Below are 19172 nucleotides of genomic sequence, written 5' to 3'. Positions count from 1 at the left end.
AATCTGGCTCAGGGGGAGAAGTCGAGAATCTTAGCAACTTGCCTGAATCAGAGCCAGATCGATTTCTGTGCTCCGACTTTGACGGTGGGATTCGGTCTATCCTGCCGCGGCGTCTACATTAAGGCCCGGCTGATTTCGAGGACATTAGTGATCGACTCTTCCAGATCATTCTTTAATTTTGCTGTGTTCGATTGATAACCCAGCCGACGGGCGAGAAATTCGAACTCTTCACTGTCGACAGCAGGAACCGTCAAATCCTTGGCGTTCCCGCGGACCATTCTCAGGGCATCAATCAATCTTCGTTGAAACATGTGCGCGGTGCGGAGTTTTTCGAAGTTCTCTGGCGAGAAAATGCCCGACATGTGGAGAGCACTGATCGCCTGGCGAGTATTACTGGACCGAAGCAGGAAATTCGCTCGACCATAATTGATCTGCAACCCCTGAACGAGGTATTCAATGTCGACCAGACCACCGGGGCTCAGTTTGGCATTCAGCGTACTCCCTTTAATCAACTGACGAACCTGCTTTTCTCGCATCGCGCGCATGGCGGACACGTCGAAGGGGGGGCCGTGGTAGATTAGTTCGTCGCGTAAGGTTGTCATGATGTGTCCGAACTTCTCATCTCCGCACACATGCCGAAGCTTTACCAGTGCCTGCCGTTCATAAGGCCAGGCGGGACCATCATGGGAAAAGTATTTCTCGAACGCCTCTTTAGAAACGGCCAGACTGCCCGCGCGACCATAAGGACGTAATCGCAGGTCAAGTTGAAAAATCCCTTCCTGACGGGCGCGAATAGTCTGTTTGAATTGTTCAACCAGATGCTGGAAGAATTCATTGGTTGTGATCGATTCCGGTCCCTCTGTTTTTCCACTCCCTTCGTACAGAAACACTAATTCAATGTCCGAAGCGAAACCCAACTCCCGCCCGCCGCATTTGCCCAAGGCACAAACAGAGAACCGACAGGGACTACCATCTTCCTGTAGCGGAGACCCATAACGGTCTGTCAGGGCCTGCAAACACAGGTTCGTCGCCGATTCCACCACCACCTCAGCCAGATCCGATAGTTCGGCTGAGAAGTCTCCGAATTCAGTGATCAGATCAAGGATGTGCCGCATATCGATTCGGAACATCTCGCGATCTTTAAACGCATTCAGGGCGTCGATTTTGCCTTCTTTGCTCGATTGCCCCGATAGAATCTCATTCAATTCGTTCCGCAGGTCTTCCTTCTCCTTTCGGACTTTCAGCGATTCTGTATCCTTCAGCACCGGGAACAGGTTTGACAATTGTAAACGGAGAAAGTCTTCCCACAGGAAGTCGCTCACCCCTAATAAACGCGCGAGCGCGTTCAAGACGTCTGGTTTTCGCAGAGACGCTAAGTCCGCAGCCCAGTCGGGTTGATTAAACACGTGAATCAGGAAGTCGCGAAAATGAAGTAATGCCGTTTCCGGATTAGGAGAGTGCGGCAGCAAATGCGTGAAGTGTTTAATCAGGACAATCGCAGCACGCAGTTCGTCCAGTTGTTTGGGGTCCGTGATTTTACTGCCATCGTCTGTGGTCACGAAAATCGTATCGTGAACAATGCTGTTTTCGCTCGTGATGATGACACGGCCGACATCGACTTCGTTTAACGACAAGGCGTTCGCCATCTCATACAGAAAGCCGATCGTATCTTCCGATTCAATTGTCAGGACGGTCGAATGGGTCGAACGATCATTGTCGATCTCAATCGTGACCGGGTACAGATTCGCCTGTGTTGAAGGGACATCTTTCAGTGCATGGGCGACTCTTTTCGCCAATCTTCCCTGAGCTTCCTCCAGTCTCCCCTCCTTGATTTCCGTCAGTAATTCGCAAAGGTCTGCCTGATACCGGTCCCAAACTTCGGGCAGAACTTCTTCCAGGGGGGGCTTAAGCAGAAAGACGTTGATGAATTTTCGCTTGCTATCGTGAACATCCAGATTTCCAATCACGACATTTTCCGGCGAGACATCAAGATTGGTAAAGGCGTGCCCCCCTTCGATATTAAATCCATAGACAAACAGCAGTCCGCAAACGACAGAAAAACTCCCGCGCATATTGAAACCGATCACAGTGAGCTCCCAAAGATCTTCCGGTTTTTGACGCGATTGAATAGAAACGATTTGATCGTCGTTTAACTTTTTCATCATGCGAATATGAAAATCAATCTGGTCCTGTTCAAAGACTTTCTTGTATGTCGTGACGATATGTGAAAAGTCCGGATTCAAATCCGGGGAGGGAGTCGCGTCTTTATTTCCCTTCTTCAGAATGTATTTTTCGTAGATCCTCCGGATAGCCGAACTGTGTTGCTCATACTGCTTGATGAACTGTTTCGCCGATGGGTAATCGAGCCGTCGGGCGAGGTAAGCCATCTCCCGATCACTTTCCGGCAGATGATGCGTCTGTTTGTAATGCATTAGCTGCAGAGAGTGCTCGATCGTGCGGAGGAACGAATACCCCGTAGACAGCTGTCGGTATTCTTCGGCATTGATGTAACCGAAGTCAGCCAGTCGAATTAAGGCTTCCAACGTCGTGAAATGGCGAATGGATCGGTTTTCGCCCCCGTATCGCAGCTGGATGTATTGAGTCACAAATTCAATATCTCGAATTGACCCAGGCCCCTGTTTAACTTCTCCCCAGACATGCCCCTGCTTCTCGATCTTTTTCTCGATCTTGCTTTTCATGCTGTCAATGTTTTCACGCACTGCCTTTTCCGGCAGAGTGAAGATGAACTCATCCACCTGGCGCAGGAAGTCTTTTCCGATGTCACTATTGCCGGCAATGATTCTCGCTTTTAGCAGCGCCTGCTTTTCCCAGGTCATGCCATGCTTTTTCAGGTAATCGATGTGTGCCTTAACGGTGTTCACCAGCGCTCCCGAACGACCCCACGGACGCAATCGCATATCGACCCGGTACATGAAGCCTTCGCCCGTGGACGCCATCAACGCGTTGATTAATTTCTGGCCGAGACCCCAGAATCGGGCAGCATCTTCATCGGTCAGAAAAACGAGGTCGATATCGGAACTGTAATTGATCTCTTCGCCACCCAGTTTGCCAAAACCGATGACAACAAAATTGGAGACATCTACCTTTAAGTCTTCAGCCACCAAACGCAGACAGCTTTGGATTAAACTGTCTGCCAGAAGGGAAAGTTGAACCGTCACCGATTTTAAATCGAGCAATCCGAATGAATCGCAGGCGCCGATGCGGAGCAATTCCCAGTGCTGGTACCGCCGAATCGCGTTGAGTTTTTCATTGAGTGTCGGATACGGATCCGTCGCCTTCTTTTCTTCCTCAATGAATTGTTGGAGATATTTAAATTCGGAAAGACGTTTGTGACGCGTCAGTCTGTTCAGGTAGTCCGGATTTCGCAGCAGGATTTCCGTCAGGAACTGGCTGCCGACGAACAGCTTAATCAGAATCTCGACTCCGCGAGGATTATTGGCCAGGTATTCAAACAGGACCGATCTATCTTCAACAGACTGAACGTACCTTTCGAAGTTAATCAACGAGCCATCAGGAGAAGCAGTATCGGAAAGGGCGACCAGGAGGGTGTTGAGGCATCGCCCCAGTGATTCACGGCACTCATCGTCGGGGCACAATTCCGCAAAACGCTGCCTGGCTTTCGGCAAATCATCAAAACCGACTGGCCCCAGAATCTGGGCCGCCTGTTCGTCGGTCAATTTACTGGAGTTAAGCAGCCGGGAATAATCCTCGAACATGAAATGCTGAACCTTGAACAGGGGGAGACTTAAAACCTCGAACTGCTCTGTCGCGTCGAGAAAAGGGTCTAGCTACAAACAGTTTAACGCCAGTTTAACGCAGCTGAAATGCAGGTGCAAAGGGAGTCCGGGGGGGGGGACCTCTTGGCTGTAGAATATCTGTGCTGGAACGCCATTTTACTTATTCTGTAGTCGATTATACGGACAGGGTAGAGCCTGCCGACCATTTTCTTCACTCTCCTATTTGGTCCAAGCGAAGGTGATTGAGATCCGCCGCCAGCTTGATAAAATGAGAGTCTGACACACCCTGATTCAATCTCGAGGCGTGTGTTAGCTGGTTCTCCCTCTCGATGGAACTTCCTCCTCGCAAGGATTTGCAATGTCTGAACGTCCTTTTGCTCATTTGCACTGTCACACCCACTACAGTCTATTGGATGGTGCTACTCGAATTCCTGATCTGGTGCAGAAGGTAAAAGCCAACGGGATGGACTCAGTCGCGATTACCGACCACGGGAATCTTTACGGAGCGATGGAGTTTTACAATACCTGCCGTGCGGAGGAGGTCAATCCGATCGTCGGGATGGAAGCATACATTGCTCCTCTCAGCCGTTTCGACCGCTCCTCCTCCCGCATGAGGGATTCAAGTTACCACCTGACATTGCTCGCCATGAACTCCGTCGGGTTCCAAAACCTGGTTCGCCTCAGCTCCAAATCATTTCTGGAAGGATTCTATTATAAACCGCGAATCGACAAAGAAATTCTGGAGCAATTCAATGAAGGATTAATTTGCCTCTCCGGTTGCGCCTCGAGTGAACTTTCCCGCATGATTCTGGCGGAGAAATGGACCGAATGCGAAGAACTGATCTCCTGGTACCAACGCGTATTCGGGGACCGGTTCTATATGGAAATCCAGAACAGTGGTGTCGAAATTCAGCGAGAATGCGGCGAAGGGACCATCGATCTCGCCAATCGTCTAGGCTTGCCACTGGTCGCGACGAACGATGCCCACTATCTGGACCAGGAAGACGCAGGTCCTCACGATGTTCTGCTCTGTATCAATACGGGATCGTTGCGAAGTGACGAAAAACGGATGCGGATGTCGACAACGGAGTTCCACGTGCGAACGCCGGACGAAATGTATGCCGCATTTCCTACGCATCATGAAGCCGTCAAACGATCACAGGAAATCGCCAACAGGGTTGATATTCAGCTTGAGCAGAAAAAGCACTACCCCGTTTTCTATCCACCGGATAACAAATCCGATATCGATTACCTCCGCGAAGTCTGTGAACAACAGCTTGTCGCCCGTTTCGAACCAGAAGAGTTGACGGACGCGCACTGGGAACGGCTCGCTTTCGAACTCAATGTTATTAAACAGATGGGTTACGCCAGTTACTTCCTCATCGTGTGGGACTTTGTTCGATTTGCGGAAGACAACGGCATTCCCTGTACGGCCAGGGGGTCGGCATGCGGAGCGTTAGTCGCCTTCGTTCTTGGTCTGAGTACGGTTTGTCCACTGAAATACGACTTGCTGTTTGAACGATTCTTGGACCCGAGTCGTAAAGAGCCTCCCGATATCGATATCGACTTCTGTCGCGATCGGCGACAGATGGTGATCGACTATACCAAACAGAAATACGGAGAAGACTGCGTCTCGCAGATCGGTACCTACGGAACGCTTAAAGCGAAAATGGCGATTCGCGACGTCGGACGTGCGCTGGGTGTCCCCCTTTCCCGAGTCAACGATATTGCGGGAATGATTCCGGAAACGTTGAATATCAAACTCTCTGCGGCACTGAAAGAGAGCCCGGAATTAAAGTCGGCCTACGATCAGGATTCTGAAGTCAAAGAAATGCTCGACATCGCGATGCGGCTCGAAGGGCTGTCGCGTAGTGCCGGAACTCATGCGGCGGGAGTCGTGGTTGCGGATACGCCCCTCTACGAATTGCTGCCACTTCAGAAGATCACTGGCAAACAGGACATTCTCACGCAGTGGGACGGTCCGACGGTTGAGAGTGTCGGCCTGCTGAAGATGGACTTCCTGGGTTTGCGTAACCTGACAATTCTCGACAAGTCGGTGCAGAACGTTAAAAAGCATCAGAAAATCGACATCATTCCGCACAAACTTCCGCTCGACGATCAGGAAACATTTGCGCTGCTGCAACGGGGAGAAACCAAAGGGATCTTCCAGTTGGAAAGTGGCGGGATGCGAGACCTGCTCACCAAGATGAAGCCAGACAGCTTCTCCGACATCATTGCGACCTCCGCCCTTTATCGTCCCGGTCCGCTGGAAGGGGGGATGGTCATGACCTATGTGAACGTGAAGCATGGCCGCGAACCGATCCCGGAGGTCCACCCGATCATTGATGCAATCCTGAACGAAACCTATGGAGTCATGGTTTACCAGGAACAAGTGATGCGGATCCTGAATCGATTGGGGGGAATCGAACTTCCTTCGTCCTATCAATGTATTAAAGCGATCAGTAAGAAAAAACTGAAGATCATCGCCATGTACAAAGAGCAGTTCCTCAAAGGATCCGTGGAGAAGGGGCTCGCCGAAGATAAGGCAAAGAACATTTTTGAGATGATCGAAAAGTTCGCCGGGTATGGTTTCAATAAATCGCACTCGACCGCTTATGGAGCCATCGCCTATCAGACCGCCTACCTGAAAGCACATTACCCCGTAGAATTTATGGCGGCCTTGCTTTCCTGTGGAATGGAAAGTTCCGACCGTATCACCGAGCACGTCGACGATGCCCGCCGCATGAAGCTCGAAGTACTACCGCCCGACGTGAACCGGTCTGATGTCGACTTCACCGTCGATGGCGACAAGATCATTTTCGGAATGGGAGCCTTGAAGGGAGTTGGCGATGCGACCGTAAAGGCGATCGTCGAGGAGCGAAATGCGAACGGACCGTTCCTGCATATTTTCGATCTCACCGAGCGGATTGATCCCAAACTTCTCAACCGGAGTTCTCTGGAACTTTTGGTGAAAGCAGGTGCACTCGACAATCTAGGAGGCAACCGGGAACAGTTGACGCTTGTGGTCGATCGGGCCGTGCAGGCATCCATTTCTCGTCAGAAAGATCGCCAGAGCGGGCAAAAATCTTTGTTTGGCGATGATGAACCTGCAGCAGCCGGAGAAGAGGAAGCGGTCGTCGTATCGCTTCCGGATGCTCCCGATTGGACGCATTCTCAAAAACTGGCGGCAGAAAAAGAGGTCTTCGGCTTTTACCTGACTTCACATCCTCTTACCGAGCGACAGGCTGAAATTACCCGCTACGCCAGTCACACCGTTCACGATGTTGGCGATCAAGATGATGGAGTGGAAGTCACCTTAGGGGGGATGGTTTCCTCCATCAAAAAGGCGACAACTAAAAAACCGAGCCGAAACGGAAATTCCAAGTACATTAACTTCGACTTCGAAGACCCAACAGGGATTGTGCGCTGCATCATGTGGCCGGAAGAATTCTCCCGTATGGGTGATAAAATTGAACCGGAAGCGATCTTGTACGTCAAAGGGAAGGTCGACCGCCGCAGCCGAGAGCCAAACATTGTGGTCAACAAGGTGTTGACCGTGGAAGAGGCCGACAAAGAATACACGACTCAGGTCGCGATCAAATTCCAGAATGGGATGCATACCCGACATGACATGGTTAAGGTCCGAGATATTCTCGACCGGTATCCGGGCAATACAGAAGTCGTTTTATTGCTCGACTCCCAGAACGAAGAAGAGGACCGGATGCGGTATGTCATTTCCACTCCCGCTGCCTTGCGAGTGACCTGTAGTACAGGTTTCCGCGAAGAATTGGCGACCGCGATCGGAAATGCGAACTTCCGTATGCACGCCCCCGCTGTAAAACAACGGCGGGCCTCGGCCTCCATTGGCAGGTAATGACTTTACGCAAGACGGTGGTCGTTGCTGTTCTGGGACTAATTCGCAAACGATGTATTGACTTTCCGGCGATCCTGCCGGAGAGTGAAGAAGCGGTATATTCCAGACACAGATTGGTTGCTGAGGGTCAGCATGGTCATTCGTTTTCGATGTTTTCATTGCCAGCATTTATTCGGCATCGACGAAGAAGCTGCGGACACTGATCTCGACTGCCCTGCATGTGGTCACACATTGCATGTTCCTCGCCGGGATGGTTTTTCCTCTCCTTCCCGCATTACGCATCCTGCCCGAGATCAAAAACTTCTCGCCGCTTGCGAAACACTCGCTCACCAACCACAGACGAGTGTAAAACCTCCTAGACCAACGACGAAGCCGTCGTTAAAGCAGGCTTTACAACTTTTGTCGCAGGTCCCCCCATCGAAATCTGCTCTGTCTGAACCCTTAAGGAAGGCAGAACAACCCGCCCGCCAGGCACCAGTGCATTCCAGAGTTCGCCGATGGGTGGGAATCGCGTTTATTTATCTGACAACGATGGCGCTCGGTTACTACGGGGGAATCAACGTCGAAGAACGCACTCCGGCCAACCTCCTCCCGCCCGCCTTAGCGGAAGTTGCCGTTCCCAATCGAGTACTCCAGCAGAAAAAACAACTGAACGTGGAGCCTGTCGAAGTTTCAGGACGCATACGTTACCGCGCGGAGTCGGGGCAATTCCAAGCCGACGCGGGGGCGATGTTATTTCTGTTTCCCGAGTCGAACTCGAACAGTTCCCTCCTTTCCGGCGAGCTACTCAGTCTGAATGAAGACAACATTGCGGAGGCTTCCATCCGACAGCAACTTCTCGAGATGGGCGGTGCCCTGGCCGTGACAGATTCGGAAGGGGGATATGTTTTCACGGTAAAAGAACCGGGGAACTACCATGCTCTGATTCTGTCCGAGGAGACGGATCGAACAGGCCCAAAATCACTTCCACCCGAGTGGCACGAGACGCTTTCTCAGTACTTGGCGGCACCGGAAAAACTTGCTGTGGAAAGGCGTGTTCATTTACAACTGATTGAAATCAAACCAGGGCAGTCTCGGGTTTTTGATGTCGATCTGGAACGCTCTTGATCCAAGTTCGTGAATCAATAAATCAGCCGAGCTTCCCAGTGGATGATTTCAAATAGACTAACTCTGATTCTGTTTGAAAATCGAGCCAAGTCAAATCGGGAATGCCGTCGAGCCAGTTTGAAAACTCCGGATCAACCGCCAATGAGGTCCCACTCTTTAGTTCCTGCCAGACAGGGGCCGTGATCGATTTGACCAGGCGAAGTTCGTCCAAGCGAAGCTTTTGAGTCAACCAAGCGGCGATACTGTCGCTGGTCGTGTTCCACGTGGGGGGCAACAGGCCGTTCGGATTTTGCTCCAGTTCCTTGTGCTCCTCCAGCTCTTCTATTAACGAACAGACAAACAGAACGGGACGACCAGTCAATTTCCGCCGGGCGACTTCGAGTTCCATCGCGGAGTAAACCGGGAACGCCTTGGGGAGACGGTCGACAGCGAGGGCTGCATTGAGTTCCATTCCCTGCAAAGCGAGTTGATGCGACGATTCTTCGCCAAGCCCATATTGTTTGTCGTACCCCCGAACAACATCAACGACCGGGCCTCCTCCGAATAATAGCAGGGGGAACTCATCCTCTTCTCGCTGACTCAGGTAGGCATCCAGACGGTTGAAAAGCGAACTGTCCGACAGCAGGCTTCCTCCGATTTTATAGAGCACCGTACGCATGGAGTCTCACTTGAGAGGTACAGAGGAGGGGCACAGAGGAGAGACAGAGTCGAACGATTCAAACAAGTCGTTATCGAACCAGCAATGGAATGACTTCATGGCCTGGAATGGAAATGGCCGATTTGGCCGCAGTCGGTTCGTCGTAGGTTTCCGCTCCATCGGCATCGATTCCTGTTCCACACATGGTGAAAGGAACGTAACCGTGACTATGCGTTTTGGTCCGCAGCAATGTCGGATGATCGGGAGAAACCAGTAACCGATATTCACCCTGTGACTGCAGGAATTCATGTACTGGGCCGACAATTTCCCGGTCAATGGCTTCGAGAGCTTTCACTTTTTCTACTGCATTGCCCTCGTGGGATGCTTCGTCGGTCGCCTCCACATGAACGACGACGAAGTCTTTTTCCTTGATCGTTTCAATCGCATACTGACCTTTGGCGGTGTAGTCGGTGTCGAGATAGCCCGTGGCACCGGGGACCTCAACCACATCCCAACCGATTAAACGCCCGAGACCTCGCAGCAGGTCGACCGCCGTGATGACGGCGCCGGACAGGCCGAAACGTGTTTTGAAATCAACCAGCGACGGGGCTTTCCCCTGTCCCCACAGCCAGACCCCACTAGCAGGGGGAACGCCACCCGCCCGAGCTTGATTGGAATCGCAGCTCAGAAAGATTCCCTCACTCTGTTTCATTAGCTCCTGCAGCAAGTCGCCCCCTTTTCCAGCCGGCAACCAGGGATCGACCTCTTTGTCAGTGATGTCGTGCGGCGGGTAGGTGGCGGTTTTTTGATCAAATGGAGCTGCCTGGCCTTCGCCGCGGTAGAGCAGCAAGTTTCGGTAGCTGACTCCGGGTATGAATTGCCACGGTGAACCGGCAGGTTGGGCGGCTTGCATCGACTTGAGTAGCTCTGCTCCCAACTCAGATGAAATCTGTTCCGCTGTAAAACTACGCATGATCCCATCTTGAATCGTCACCAGATTGCAGCGAACGGCCCAATCGTCCGGTCCCAATTCGATTCCCTGTGCCGCTGCTTCGATTGGTGCCCGACCGGTGTGAAATTCAAGGGGGTCGTATCCGAACAGGCTCATCGTACCTACATCACTCCCGGCTGGAAGCGACGGTGGGACATTGTCTGCCTGACCGATAATGCCTGTTTTGCATACTCTGTCCATGTTCGGCTTGTGAGATGCCTGCAGGGGGGTTTTGCCGCCCAGCGATTCCTGGGGTTCGTCGGCAACACCATCGGGAATGACCAGAACGTATTTCATGACGGACTTTCAATTAAGGAAACATCAAGGAGTCGACTGCTCGTTCCAGGTCCGGAAACGAGGCTCGGGAGCATCCTTCGGGATAGGGAGCAACTGGCAAGCAGGTCCCGAGATTGCAACTATCTCGAAAACGGGCGACGGACGCAACCATTAATCTGTGGTAGAACCAGACGTAGAAGTCTGAAGGAAAGGGGCTGGAAAGGCCGGGGTTGCTGGTAAATCTTGCATTTTGTATGATCCCGCGCCCTGCCCGGACATGGTGTCTGGCTTCGTTTTGTGTTCGATTTCATTGCACGAGCACCAGAGTGGATTACAAGTTACGTCCTATCGGAAAAAACTGCGCCGCCTCTGGTGAACCGCTGGAACCCGGCTCAGTTTGCTTTTCGGTTGTGGTGGAACGACAGGGCGTGTTTGTTCGGGAAGATTATTCCGAACAAGCTTGGGACGGACCGCCCGAAAATGCGGTTGGATTCTGGCAGTCAGTTGTTCCCGATCTGGAACGGGGAAAACCAAAGGTTCTCGATGCCGAAGCACTCATGCAATACTTTGAGCAGCTTTCGGAGGAAGGGAACGAAGCGGTTGAGAAAAATCGATACGTCATTGCCCTGATGCTACTGCAGAAACGACGCATGACTGTTGAGGATTCCCGCCGGGATGGAAACGAGGAATTCCTCATCTGTTCGGGAAAACAGGGTGAAGGTCCTTTTGAAATAAAAAACTTCTCACTTCCCGAGGAAGAAGTTAGACTGATGCAGGATCAACTGAGAGCATCCCTAGCGGCTGCCTGAACTTTTGCTCAGACGATCAGTAAGAATTTAACAAGAGACAAAGATAAGTAGAAGTAAAACTTCAAGAAGCCGATGTTGTTGTTAGAAATCATCCTGAAACCCGGTTGTGGCTATCCTCAAGCCTGCTATACAAAACCGAAGAGACCCATCAGAGGGTTTTAAGACGACTTCTAATTTGAATTGAATTCTCACGTAAGACGAATGGAAGCGTCCCGGTGAATCTAGCCACCTACAGCCCTACTGCGACTCGCCCGGTTTCAAGTCACCGGTGGTGGTTATGTTCGCTCTTAATTCTGCTCCTGGTGATCATCGCCCCCCTTGCCGGTTGCGCCACTCGCGGCAAGATGGTGTTTGGCAATTTTAATTCCTCGCCACCCGTCTTCACCTTCAACTCGTCCAAGTCAGAAGTCTTTTCGCATATCAACAGGACCTCCCAACATGTGAACGGCTGGCGCTCGGTCAGTTGCCGCATCAGTGCCCGTGGCGTGCCGGTCAAACTGAAAGCGATTGTGGCCTGTGAATCTCCGAAACGATTCCGTATGGTTGTCTCGACCCCAGTAATAGGAAGACAATTGGACTTAGGCTCCAACAACGAGCGATTCTGGTTCTGGGCTAATGAAGGACCAGAGAGACCAATTTTAACCGCCTCTCATCAGAATTTGGCGACAGCTCAACAGAACCTGCCGATTCCCTTCAATCCCGATTGGTTGATGGAAATTATGGGAGTCGTTCCGTTTGACGAGTCAGGATTCCAGATGACTTACAAACCGGAAGATGCCACGATCAACCTGGTTAGCTCTACATCAGATCCTCAGGGGCGAACGGTTTATCGCCGTATTATCGTCAACGCACAAACTGGCTTGGTGAATCGCCACGAAATGTACGGTCCCCAGCGGGAACTCATTGCCAGTGCCACAATGGAAAACTACCGGGCTGTCGGTCCACAACAAGTCGTGATGCCGCATCATATTCAATTGGATTGGCCACAAACGGAAATGGCCTTCAAGCTTGATTTCCCGACCATCGAAATCAATCCCGTCTCGGCAAAAACGGACACCGGTCAATGGGATATTCCTCGCATATCCGACACTGTCGTCGACATCGGCCGCACCCCCGTCATTCCGGTTTCGCTCCCACATCGTTAAGCAGTTCTGAGCTCAGTCGACTTGCACGGCTGACTTACGAGTATCAAGCCCGGAGCCACTTCGTAGCTCAGCATGAATCGCAGTTTCGATTTTGCCGATGGCTATCAGAATTGCCGCTTGGACTTCTTCATCAGGATGGTCTGGTAGTGCTTTCAATTCGTCGAGTACCGGCGCGGCATCAATCCCCATTCCTCCCAGCGTGGTAGCACTTCGTCTCGCTTTATTCACCGATTCGCCTTTGACGAGCGCCATGAGATGGATCCGCTTCTTCAGCCTCCATTCTTCAGTGTCGAAAATTCTGATATCAGAATCAGGGATTGGACAAATCATTGGCCTATGTTGCGGTTGCATGGCCCATTCTATTACAGCTATGGATGCTGAGATCCCTACCATTAACAGCGGCACAATCGTGATGGTGACGAGACTCGATCCAATGAATTCCTGGAATCGTTTCATAGAGGTGCGGCTTTCAAATAATCAAGTGGAACAGGGGACTAATCCGTTTCCGGTCGGGGGGCCTTCACTGGTTGGCGGTTTGCCTTAATCGCGGTTTCAATTTTCTCTATGGCTAGCTGAATTGCCGCTTGAACTTCTTCATCGGGATGGTTTGACAATGCTTTTAATTCATCGAGTACTGGCGCTCCATGAATTCCCATTCCTCCCAGCGTGGTAGCACTTCGTATCGCTTTGTTCACCGAATCGCCTTGGACAAATGTCATAAGATGGTTGAGTTTATCCTGTATATTAAATTTTTGATCAGTTCGTAATAAGGGATAACAATCCATTAAGGGGCGTTTTGTCGGTCGAGTCATAACGTAGATTAATAGCCCTGCCGCTAAGACAATGACAGCAATTACAAAAGCGCGTACGGGGGACACCATGTTTCTTGCCTTTTCAAATTAAATGTGTTGATAAACAATTCAATCGAATAAGAGCTGGCCCTTTCCTGTAGCTATGTTACCACAAGGAAAACAGAACTACCAAAAAAAGCCCTGCCCGCTTACGCGGACAAGGCTTCGAAGTGAGAAGTCTGCCTTATTCCATTAGCAGAAACCTTCCAGCAAACCAAGGAGTCGCTGGTTGGAACCTCTTACTTTTTGATAGCAACAAATCGAGCACCGTTACGGCTTTTCACCAGGAGAAGAACTCCTTTTTCAAGTGATGCTTCTTCGAGTGCCGCTTTTAATTCGTCTACGGAATTCACTTTCGTCGAACCGACTTGAGCAATCACGAGACCGGGTGTTAAACCGACTTCGGCAGCAGGGCCTTCATCGTCGACAGAGGTAATCACAACACCGCTGGTCATTTTCAGACCCAGTTGGTTTGCGATTTCGGCATTCAGTTCCTGAACTTCAACTCCGAGTCCTGCCAGTTCCTCTTGTTCAACTTCTTCGGCGGCTTCTTCCTGTTCCTCTTCGTCAGGATCGAACGATGCCTTTGTGAAGCTATCCGGCATTTCACTCAAAGTGACTTCCAGTGATTTCTGCTCACCGTCCCGAAGTACGACCATCGAGTAGGCTTTTTCTGGACGAAGAACTTCGACGATGCCCTGAAGTTTTCGAGGGGTATCGACTTTCTGACCGTTGAATTCGAGAATGACATCGCCAGCCACAATTCCCGATTCTTCCGCCGGAGATTTTGCTTGAACGTTGGAGATCAGGACTCCGTAGTTCGCATCAATTCCCAGACTGTTGCGGATATTTCGATCCATCTCTTGAATACCAACACCCAGGAATGCTCGTTTGACTGACCCGTTTTCAACGATCTGATCGATCGAGAAGTTCGCCATGTTGATCGGAATGGTGAACCCGATTCCATCGTACCCACCACTGCGGGATGAGATCGCCGTGTTAATGCCGATCACTTCGCCGTTGATGTTCAGCAGTGGGCCACCACTGTTACCCGGATTGATGGCTGCATCCGTTTGCAGGTAGTCTTCCCGGTCGTTAATTCCGGGGCCACGCCCTTTGGCACTGATGATTCCGGCAGTGACAGTCATTTCCAGACCAAAGGGACTTCCCATCGCCAGTACCCAGTCACCAACTTGAACCTCGTCGCTGTTCCCCAATTTGGCGGGGATCAGGCTGTCAGTTTCGGCCAGTTGCAGTACGGCGACGTCGCTACGTGGGTCCATTCCCACGACAGTCGCTTCGATTTCCCGGCCATCGTTTAAGTACGCGACAATTTCGTCTGCATCCTTAACGACGTGGCTGTTGGTGATAACCAGTCCGGAATCCGAGATAATGAAGCCGGAACCCTGACCGCGTTGACGTTGTTCACGTGGAGATTTCTGGTTCTCGAAGAACTTTTTGAACTCCGGGTTGTTGCGGAAGAAGAAGGGGACGTCGTCTTGATTAAAGGGCATTTTTTGTTGGGTTAATTGCCGAGTTGATTCCGTTCGAATCGAAACGATACTCGGAATGACGTTCTGGGAGACGTCTCGGAATACAGATGAAAGCTCTTTTACGGTGGCAATCGCAGCGGGTTTAGGTTCCGCCTCGCGCTGGGCCATGACATAGGCGCCTCCTACCAGGAGGGACGTTCCCAATGCCAGTGCCACGCTGAATTTCTTTATTGTTGAATATCGTTTCATGTTCAGAAAACCTCCTGAAAACATTTGAAATGGTGCAGACTCAATAAATTCCCTCAAATTGAGAATGTGTCTCATGATATGAAAATGGAATCAGTTCCACTTCTTTGATCTACTTGACTTAGCTGTTTTGACATGTCTATTAGTACGTTTGCGAAAGCAGAGTTGTTTGAGGATTTTAAGGCTAATTTCAAGGGCAAACTGAGAGAATAACTCCTTGACGGACTGAGATTTTTCGAGTAGCTTCAAGATGAACCATGACCATACGGGGCATTCACCTCAAATGGACGGACACGTCTCATTTTTATTGCTGCCCTGCCACATCGATGGTCGAAATAGTTAAACCCGAGCGAATTGCATTCAATTCAAGACGCTCGGTTAACTCCTCCACATCTTTATCAATTCATTTCACCCGGTATTACAGCCGCCTGGTGGTTCACAGGAAGTGACCCCATGTGCCATTGGCCAGATGGACAGTCTATTCTCGCACGGGCCCCTGCCAAACTAAACTTGCATTTGGAAGTTTTAGGCAGAAGGGATGACGGATTTCATGATCTCGAAACGGTCATGGTGAAGCTCGACTTGCACGATACATTGCAGTTTCGCACGATAAATACGGATGCGAACGTCGACGAGTCCTCCATTCAGTTGGATTGCCGGTATTCCTCTCCATTCTTTCAGTCAGACGTCTCAAGTCCACCCCCCATTCCTGTGGACGAGTCCAATCTCATCGTCAAAGCAGCTCGATTACTGCAACAGACTACCGGAGTCACCCAAGGCGCCCATATCGAATTAGTAAAACGAATTCCAGTTCAAGCGGGCTTGGGCGGTGGGTCCAGCGATGCTGCGGCGACATTGGTCGCATTGAACCAACTTTGGGGACTGAATTATTCGACTGCGGAACTGTCGCAGCTGGCGGCACAGCTCGGGTCGGATGTTCCCTTCTTTATCGATTCTTCGACGGCAGCTGTGTGCCGTGGTCGGGGTGAAATCATTACTCCTGTTACCATCCGAGGCAACTTTCCGGTGATTCTCGCCCAACCGGGAAGTGGTCTTTCGACTCCAACCGTATTTAAAAAATGGAGCGAACTCTCTTCTCAGAAGGCTTGCCGTTCGGTTGAGCCTCTCTTAGAGGCTATGTCCTCCGGGAAGACAAATTCAGTAGCACGTCTATTGTTTAACGCTTTGCAGATTCCTGCTGAGCAGTTAAACGCACAACTCAAACAACTCATTTCTTTGTTTCAGAAGTTTGCATTACCGGGCACTCTCATGACGGGCAGCGGCTCCTGCTGCTTCGGCATATGCCAATCCTTTCGGCAGGCGACTTCCATTTCCTCTCTATTGCGCACGGCACCATTCTCACGTGTTTGTGTGACTACACTTCACCACAATAGGATGCACCATGGATATTACCGAAGTACGTATCAAGCTAATGGATGATCCCCACGATCGCTTACAGGCATTCTGTTCGATCACGTTAGATGGCATGTTTGTCATTAGGGATTTGAAAATTATTCAGGGCGCCAAAGGCCCTTTCGTTGCGATGCCCAGTCGCAAGTTGACCGATCGCTGCCCCAAATGCTATTCGAAGAATCACCTGCGGGCGCAGTTCTGTAATCAGTGTGGCGTGCACTTGGATGAGGGGCGTGCCACCAAAGATTCCGACGGTCGAGCAAAGCTATATGCCGATATCGCTCACCCGATAAATTCATCTTGTCGGGAGCTGATTCAATCCGTCGTGGTTGAAAACTTCGAGAGCGAGAAGATTCGATCACAGGAACCTAACTACATCTGCACCTACGACGATTTTGATGAGGAAAACTTTGCGACCTTGGCTGGCGATTCCCGGCAGACGCCGTCTACTTCGCATCAGTCATCTTCGAATGGATCGACCGTCATTCAACGAGAAGAACGCACACATCGGATCGATCCGCCGCAGTCACCAGGGGCTACCCACAGCCACATTAACTCCTCCGAACAGAAATCATACTCGGTTACGGCGGAGCGTCACGAACAATCCGAAGAAGGCTTCGGCAACGGCCTCGTCTAATTGTTTCTCTGATCTTTTTGAAGTTTTCAGAGTCCTTTGAAACCGAACTGTGGAGTTATCACAGTTCGGTTTTTTTGTATTTGAAAAACCAGCCGACAATGTCTTCTGTGCGTCTATGCAAAGTCGCTGTCTATGCAAGGTCCCTGTCTATGCAAAGTAGCTAATCGCGTTGTGGAAGAGCTTCATTCCTGCGCCTTCACCTTCGAGTCGCAATCGCGTCCATTGAGGGTGCTGGGTGGCGAATAGGAATCGTTCCGGATGAGGCATCAATCCGAGGACGCGGCCACTCGGGTCGCTCAGACCAGCGATGTTTGCGGTCGATCCATTCGGATTTTGAGGGTACGCCAACACGTCATGGGAAACGGGTTGATCCGCCTCACCCGTGTATTGGAGCGCGATCTGCTGTTGATCAGACCATTGCTGTAATAGAGATTCGTCTCTAACGACCAGTCGTCCTTCAGCGTGCGCGATGGGCATTTCGATCGTATCGATGTCTCGCAGAAAGACGTTGTTGGAAGAGGCAACCTTGAGGCGCGTCCAGAGGGCGGTATAACGACCGTTCAAGTTCCAGGTCAGGGTCGCATCGGGCTCGGACTCTTCCGCCGGGGGCCAAGTGGTGGAACCGCCAGGCAGAATCCCCGATTTTAGCAGGACCTGAAATCCGTTACAGATTCCTAGAACGAGTTTGTCTCCTTCGAGGAACTTGTGAATGGCGTCGCCGAGTTGATTGCGGAGTTGTCGCGAGAAGATTACTCCGGCGCCAATATCGTCTCCATAACTGAATCCGCCTGGGATACACAGCACCTGATATTCTTCGAGTAAATGGGGATTCGCCAGCAGTTGATTAATATGGTGACGATCAGCCGTGCCGCCCGCCAGTTCAAATGCATGCGCGGTTTCGAGATCACAATTGGTCCCGGGAGCTCTTAGTACACAGACACGGGGATCAGCCATGGTTGTTCTTCGTCGCCTTTCAGTGATTTCCGCCTCGATGTGGGCAGTCCTCAGATTTACGGTGAATACCAGTCACTTTTATCAGTTAGAGAGAATTCCATTCGACATAAATGAACCTGAAGGTCCATGAATACCTCGTCTCTTCCCGGATCATATCGGGAGCGGCAATCGACTGCCACCGATCCCCCGACTTCCAAGGAAGGCCACGTTGAAATAATTACAAAACGCCCATTTAAGGGCCTTTTTAAAGTCTTTCGAGTGCAGTTGGCACTGGCAACAATGGGGTATCCACGTATGAGATCAGTTGGTAAGATTCCGCCGCTTTGAAATCGGACCGTATCCGCAGGACAACCATTTTCGCCCATGAGATGGTGACCCACCCCCTGTTATAATGTGAAACTTTCTGATTTTGTCACCCTGAACTCTTATTTATCTCGAAAGCCTATCTGGATGCGTTCCACAGCATTCCAGCTCGGGATATTGATGGGAATCAGTCTGAGTGCACTGGGATGTATGAATCCCAACATTCGCTGGCCCCAGCTTTATAATCCCGATTTGCTGTCAGAAAGACGCTCAATCGAACGGTACGACCCGTTTCCTGATGAGGACGCTGCGCCCGAGACCTTCACCCGTCCACCGAGCTACACTCAGCAGCGTACGGACATACGCCGTTCTTCCGAGCAGCGCGCCTTCGAGGGAACGCTGCCCAGTGCTTCGGCCGGACCACGAGTTCCCAGTACGATTTACCGCAATAGCCAGGTCGTCCAACCCTAATCCGCTATCTGCAGGCCGCACCACGATCCCTGAACCAGATCTAATCGTACTTTCTTCTGGTCTCTATGCCCTGTTTCTGCGCGCTGGTTTTGCCCTGAACTTTGTGCGAACTTCCCTGGTTGCCCAATCTGTTTTTTCGGAGCAATCCGTAAAATCCTCATGTTAGGTGATTGTTAAGACCGATAATTTTAGCGTCAGAGATAAACG

The 19172-nt window shown here is 51.0% G+C and carries 14 protein-coding genes; 7 read left to right on the top strand and 7 right to left on the bottom strand.

The annotated features are described in order from the left end of the window. Nucleotides 1-113 precede the first annotated feature (113 nt). Complete coding sequence (locus Pla110_RS17365; protein ID WP_144997536.1) at nt 114-3737, bottom strand: [protein-PII] uridylyltransferase family protein; 3624 nt, start codon at nt 3735-3737, stop codon at nt 114-116. Nucleotides 3738-4116: 379 nt separating this feature from the next. On the opposite strand from Pla110_RS17365, the gene dnaE reads away from it, so the two are divergent. Both dnaE and Pla110_RS17355 read left to right on the top strand, forming a co-directional pair. Next, nucleotides 4117-7632, top strand: a complete 3516-nt coding sequence (gene dnaE / locus Pla110_RS17360; protein ID WP_144997534.1) for a DNA polymerase III subunit alpha — start codon at nt 4117-4119, stop codon at nt 7630-7632. Between the two features lie 132 nt (nt 7633-7764). After that, nucleotides 7765-8739, top strand: coding sequence for a hypothetical protein (locus Pla110_RS17355; RefSeq protein ID WP_144997532.1), 975 nt, complete (start codon nt 7765-7767; stop codon nt 8737-8739). Between the two features lie 22 nt (nt 8740-8761). On the opposite strand, the gene Pla110_RS17350 is transcribed toward Pla110_RS17355, so the two are convergent. Together Pla110_RS17350 and Pla110_RS17345 are read right to left on the bottom strand one after the other, a co-directional pair. After that, nucleotides 8762-9397, bottom strand: coding sequence for an amino acid kinase family protein (locus Pla110_RS17350; protein ID WP_144997530.1), 636 nt, complete (start codon nt 9395-9397; stop codon nt 8762-8764). A gap of 70 nt (nt 9398-9467) precedes the next feature. Further along, on the bottom strand, nt 9468-10664 hold the full coding sequence (locus tag Pla110_RS17345; RefSeq protein WP_144997527.1) for a cofactor-independent phosphoglycerate mutase: 1197 nt from the start codon (nt 10662-10664) through the stop codon (nt 9468-9470). Between the two features lie 305 nt (nt 10665-10969). Between Pla110_RS17345 and Pla110_RS17340 the strand changes: the two genes are divergently transcribed. Next, complete coding sequence (locus Pla110_RS17340; protein WP_144997525.1) at nt 10970-11452, top strand: hypothetical protein; 483 nt, start codon at nt 10970-10972, stop codon at nt 11450-11452. A gap of 215 nt (nt 11453-11667) precedes the next feature. Beyond that, nucleotides 11668-12597 (top strand): hypothetical protein, encoded by a 930-nt coding sequence (locus tag Pla110_RS17335; protein WP_144997523.1) that lies wholly within the window; start codon nt 11668-11670, stop codon nt 12595-12597. A 12-nt stretch (nt 12598-12609) separates the two neighbouring features. On the opposite strand, the gene Pla110_RS17330 is transcribed toward Pla110_RS17335, so the two are convergent. The 3 genes from Pla110_RS17330 to Pla110_RS17320 all read right to left on the bottom strand — a co-directional run bounded on the left by Pla110_RS17330 (nt 12610) and on the right by Pla110_RS17320 (nt 15190). Further along, nucleotides 12610-12849: a hypothetical protein gene (locus tag Pla110_RS17330; protein WP_144997521.1), complete on the bottom strand. Its 240-nt coding sequence runs from the start codon at nt 12847-12849 to the stop codon at nt 12610-12612. Nucleotides 12850-13091: 242 nt separating this feature from the next. After that, nucleotides 13092-13478, bottom strand: coding sequence for a hypothetical protein (locus tag Pla110_RS17325; protein WP_144997519.1), 387 nt, complete (start codon nt 13476-13478; stop codon nt 13092-13094). A 209-nt stretch (nt 13479-13687) separates the two neighbouring features. Then, the gene (locus Pla110_RS17320; RefSeq protein WP_197440257.1) at nt 13688-15190 is read right to left on the bottom strand and encodes a Do family serine endopeptidase; all 1503 of its coding nucleotides are present in this window, start codon (nt 15188-15190) and stop codon (nt 13688-13690) included. A 450-nt stretch (nt 15191-15640) separates the two neighbouring features. Here Pla110_RS17320 and ispE point away from each other — a divergent pair, with 450 nt between their 5' ends. Both ispE and Pla110_RS17310 read left to right on the top strand, forming a co-directional pair. After that, nucleotides 15641-16627 carry a 4-(cytidine 5'-diphospho)-2-C-methyl-D-erythritol kinase gene (gene ispE / locus Pla110_RS17315; RefSeq protein ID WP_144997515.1) on the top strand — a complete coding sequence of 329 codons (987 nt, stop codon included), beginning with the start codon at nt 15641-15643 and terminating at the stop codon, nt 16625-16627. Further along, entirely contained in the window at nt 16590-17237 is a 648-nt protein-coding gene (locus tag Pla110_RS17310) for a SpoVG family protein (protein ID WP_144997513.1), read from the top strand. Before ispE ends, Pla110_RS17310 begins: the two co-directional genes overlap by 38 nt. 147 nt (nt 17238-17384) lie before the next feature. Here Pla110_RS17310 and purQ read toward each other — a convergent pair whose 3' ends face one another. Then, a complete protein-coding gene (gene purQ / locus Pla110_RS17305; RefSeq protein ID WP_144997511.1) occupies nt 17385-18191 on the bottom strand; it encodes a phosphoribosylformylglycinamidine synthase I in 807 nt (268 codons plus the stop codon). Nucleotides 18192-18641: 450 nt separating this feature from the next. Here purQ and Pla110_RS17300 point away from each other — a divergent pair, with 450 nt between their 5' ends. Continuing rightward, on the top strand, nt 18642-18965 hold the full coding sequence (locus Pla110_RS17300; RefSeq protein WP_144997509.1) for a hypothetical protein: 324 nt from the start codon (nt 18642-18644) through the stop codon (nt 18963-18965). Nucleotides 18966-19172: the final 207 nt, after the last annotated feature.

Source organism: Polystyrenella longa (genome assembly GCF_007750395.1).
In the GTDB taxonomy this organism is placed as follows: Bacteria; Planctomycetota; Planctomycetia; order Planctomycetales; family Planctomycetaceae; genus Polystyrenella; species Polystyrenella longa.
Note: the sequence above shows the minus strand (reverse complement) of the source record. Positions and strands in the feature narration are given on the sequence as shown.

Excerpts from the sequence above, each read along its gene's own strand:
- Pla110_RS17345 (WP_144997527.1), bottom strand. The coding sequence starts at position 10,664 with ATGAAATACGTTCTGGTCATTCCCGATGGTGTTGCCGACGAACCCCAG.
- purQ (WP_144997511.1), bottom strand. The coding sequence starts at position 18,191 with ATGGCTGATCCCCGTGTCTGTGTACTAAGAGCTCCCGGGACCAATTGT.
- Pla110_RS17310 (WP_144997513.1), top strand. The coding sequence starts at position 16,590 with ATGGATATTACCGAAGTACGTATCAAGCTAATGGATGATCCCCACGAT.
- ispE (WP_144997515.1), top strand. The coding sequence starts at position 15,641 with ATGTGCCATTGGCCAGATGGACAGTCTATTCTCGCACGGGCCCCTGCC.
- Pla110_RS17365 (WP_144997536.1), bottom strand. The coding sequence starts at position 3,737 with ATGTTCGAGGATTATTCCCGGCTGCTTAACTCCAGTAAATTGACCGAC.
- Pla110_RS17325 (WP_144997519.1), bottom strand. The coding sequence starts at position 13,478 with ATGGTGTCCCCCGTACGCGCTTTTGTAATTGCTGTCATTGTCTTAGCG.
- Pla110_RS17320 (WP_197440257.1), bottom strand. The coding sequence starts at position 15,190 with ATGAAACGATATTCAACAATAAAGAAATTCAGCGTGGCACTGGCATTG.
- Pla110_RS17355 (WP_144997532.1), top strand. The coding sequence starts at position 7,765 with ATGGTCATTCGTTTTCGATGTTTTCATTGCCAGCATTTATTCGGCATC.
- dnaE (WP_144997534.1), top strand. The coding sequence starts at position 4,117 with ATGTCTGAACGTCCTTTTGCTCATTTGCACTGTCACACCCACTACAGT.
- Pla110_RS17350 (WP_144997530.1), bottom strand. The coding sequence starts at position 9,397 with ATGCGTACGGTGCTCTATAAAATCGGAGGAAGCCTGCTGTCGGACAGT.
- Pla110_RS17300 (WP_144997509.1), top strand. The coding sequence starts at position 18,642 with ATGCGTTCCACAGCATTCCAGCTCGGGATATTGATGGGAATCAGTCTG.
- Pla110_RS17330 (WP_144997521.1), bottom strand. The coding sequence starts at position 12,849 with ATGGCGCTCGTCAAAGGCGAATCGGTGAATAAAGCGAGACGAAGTGCT.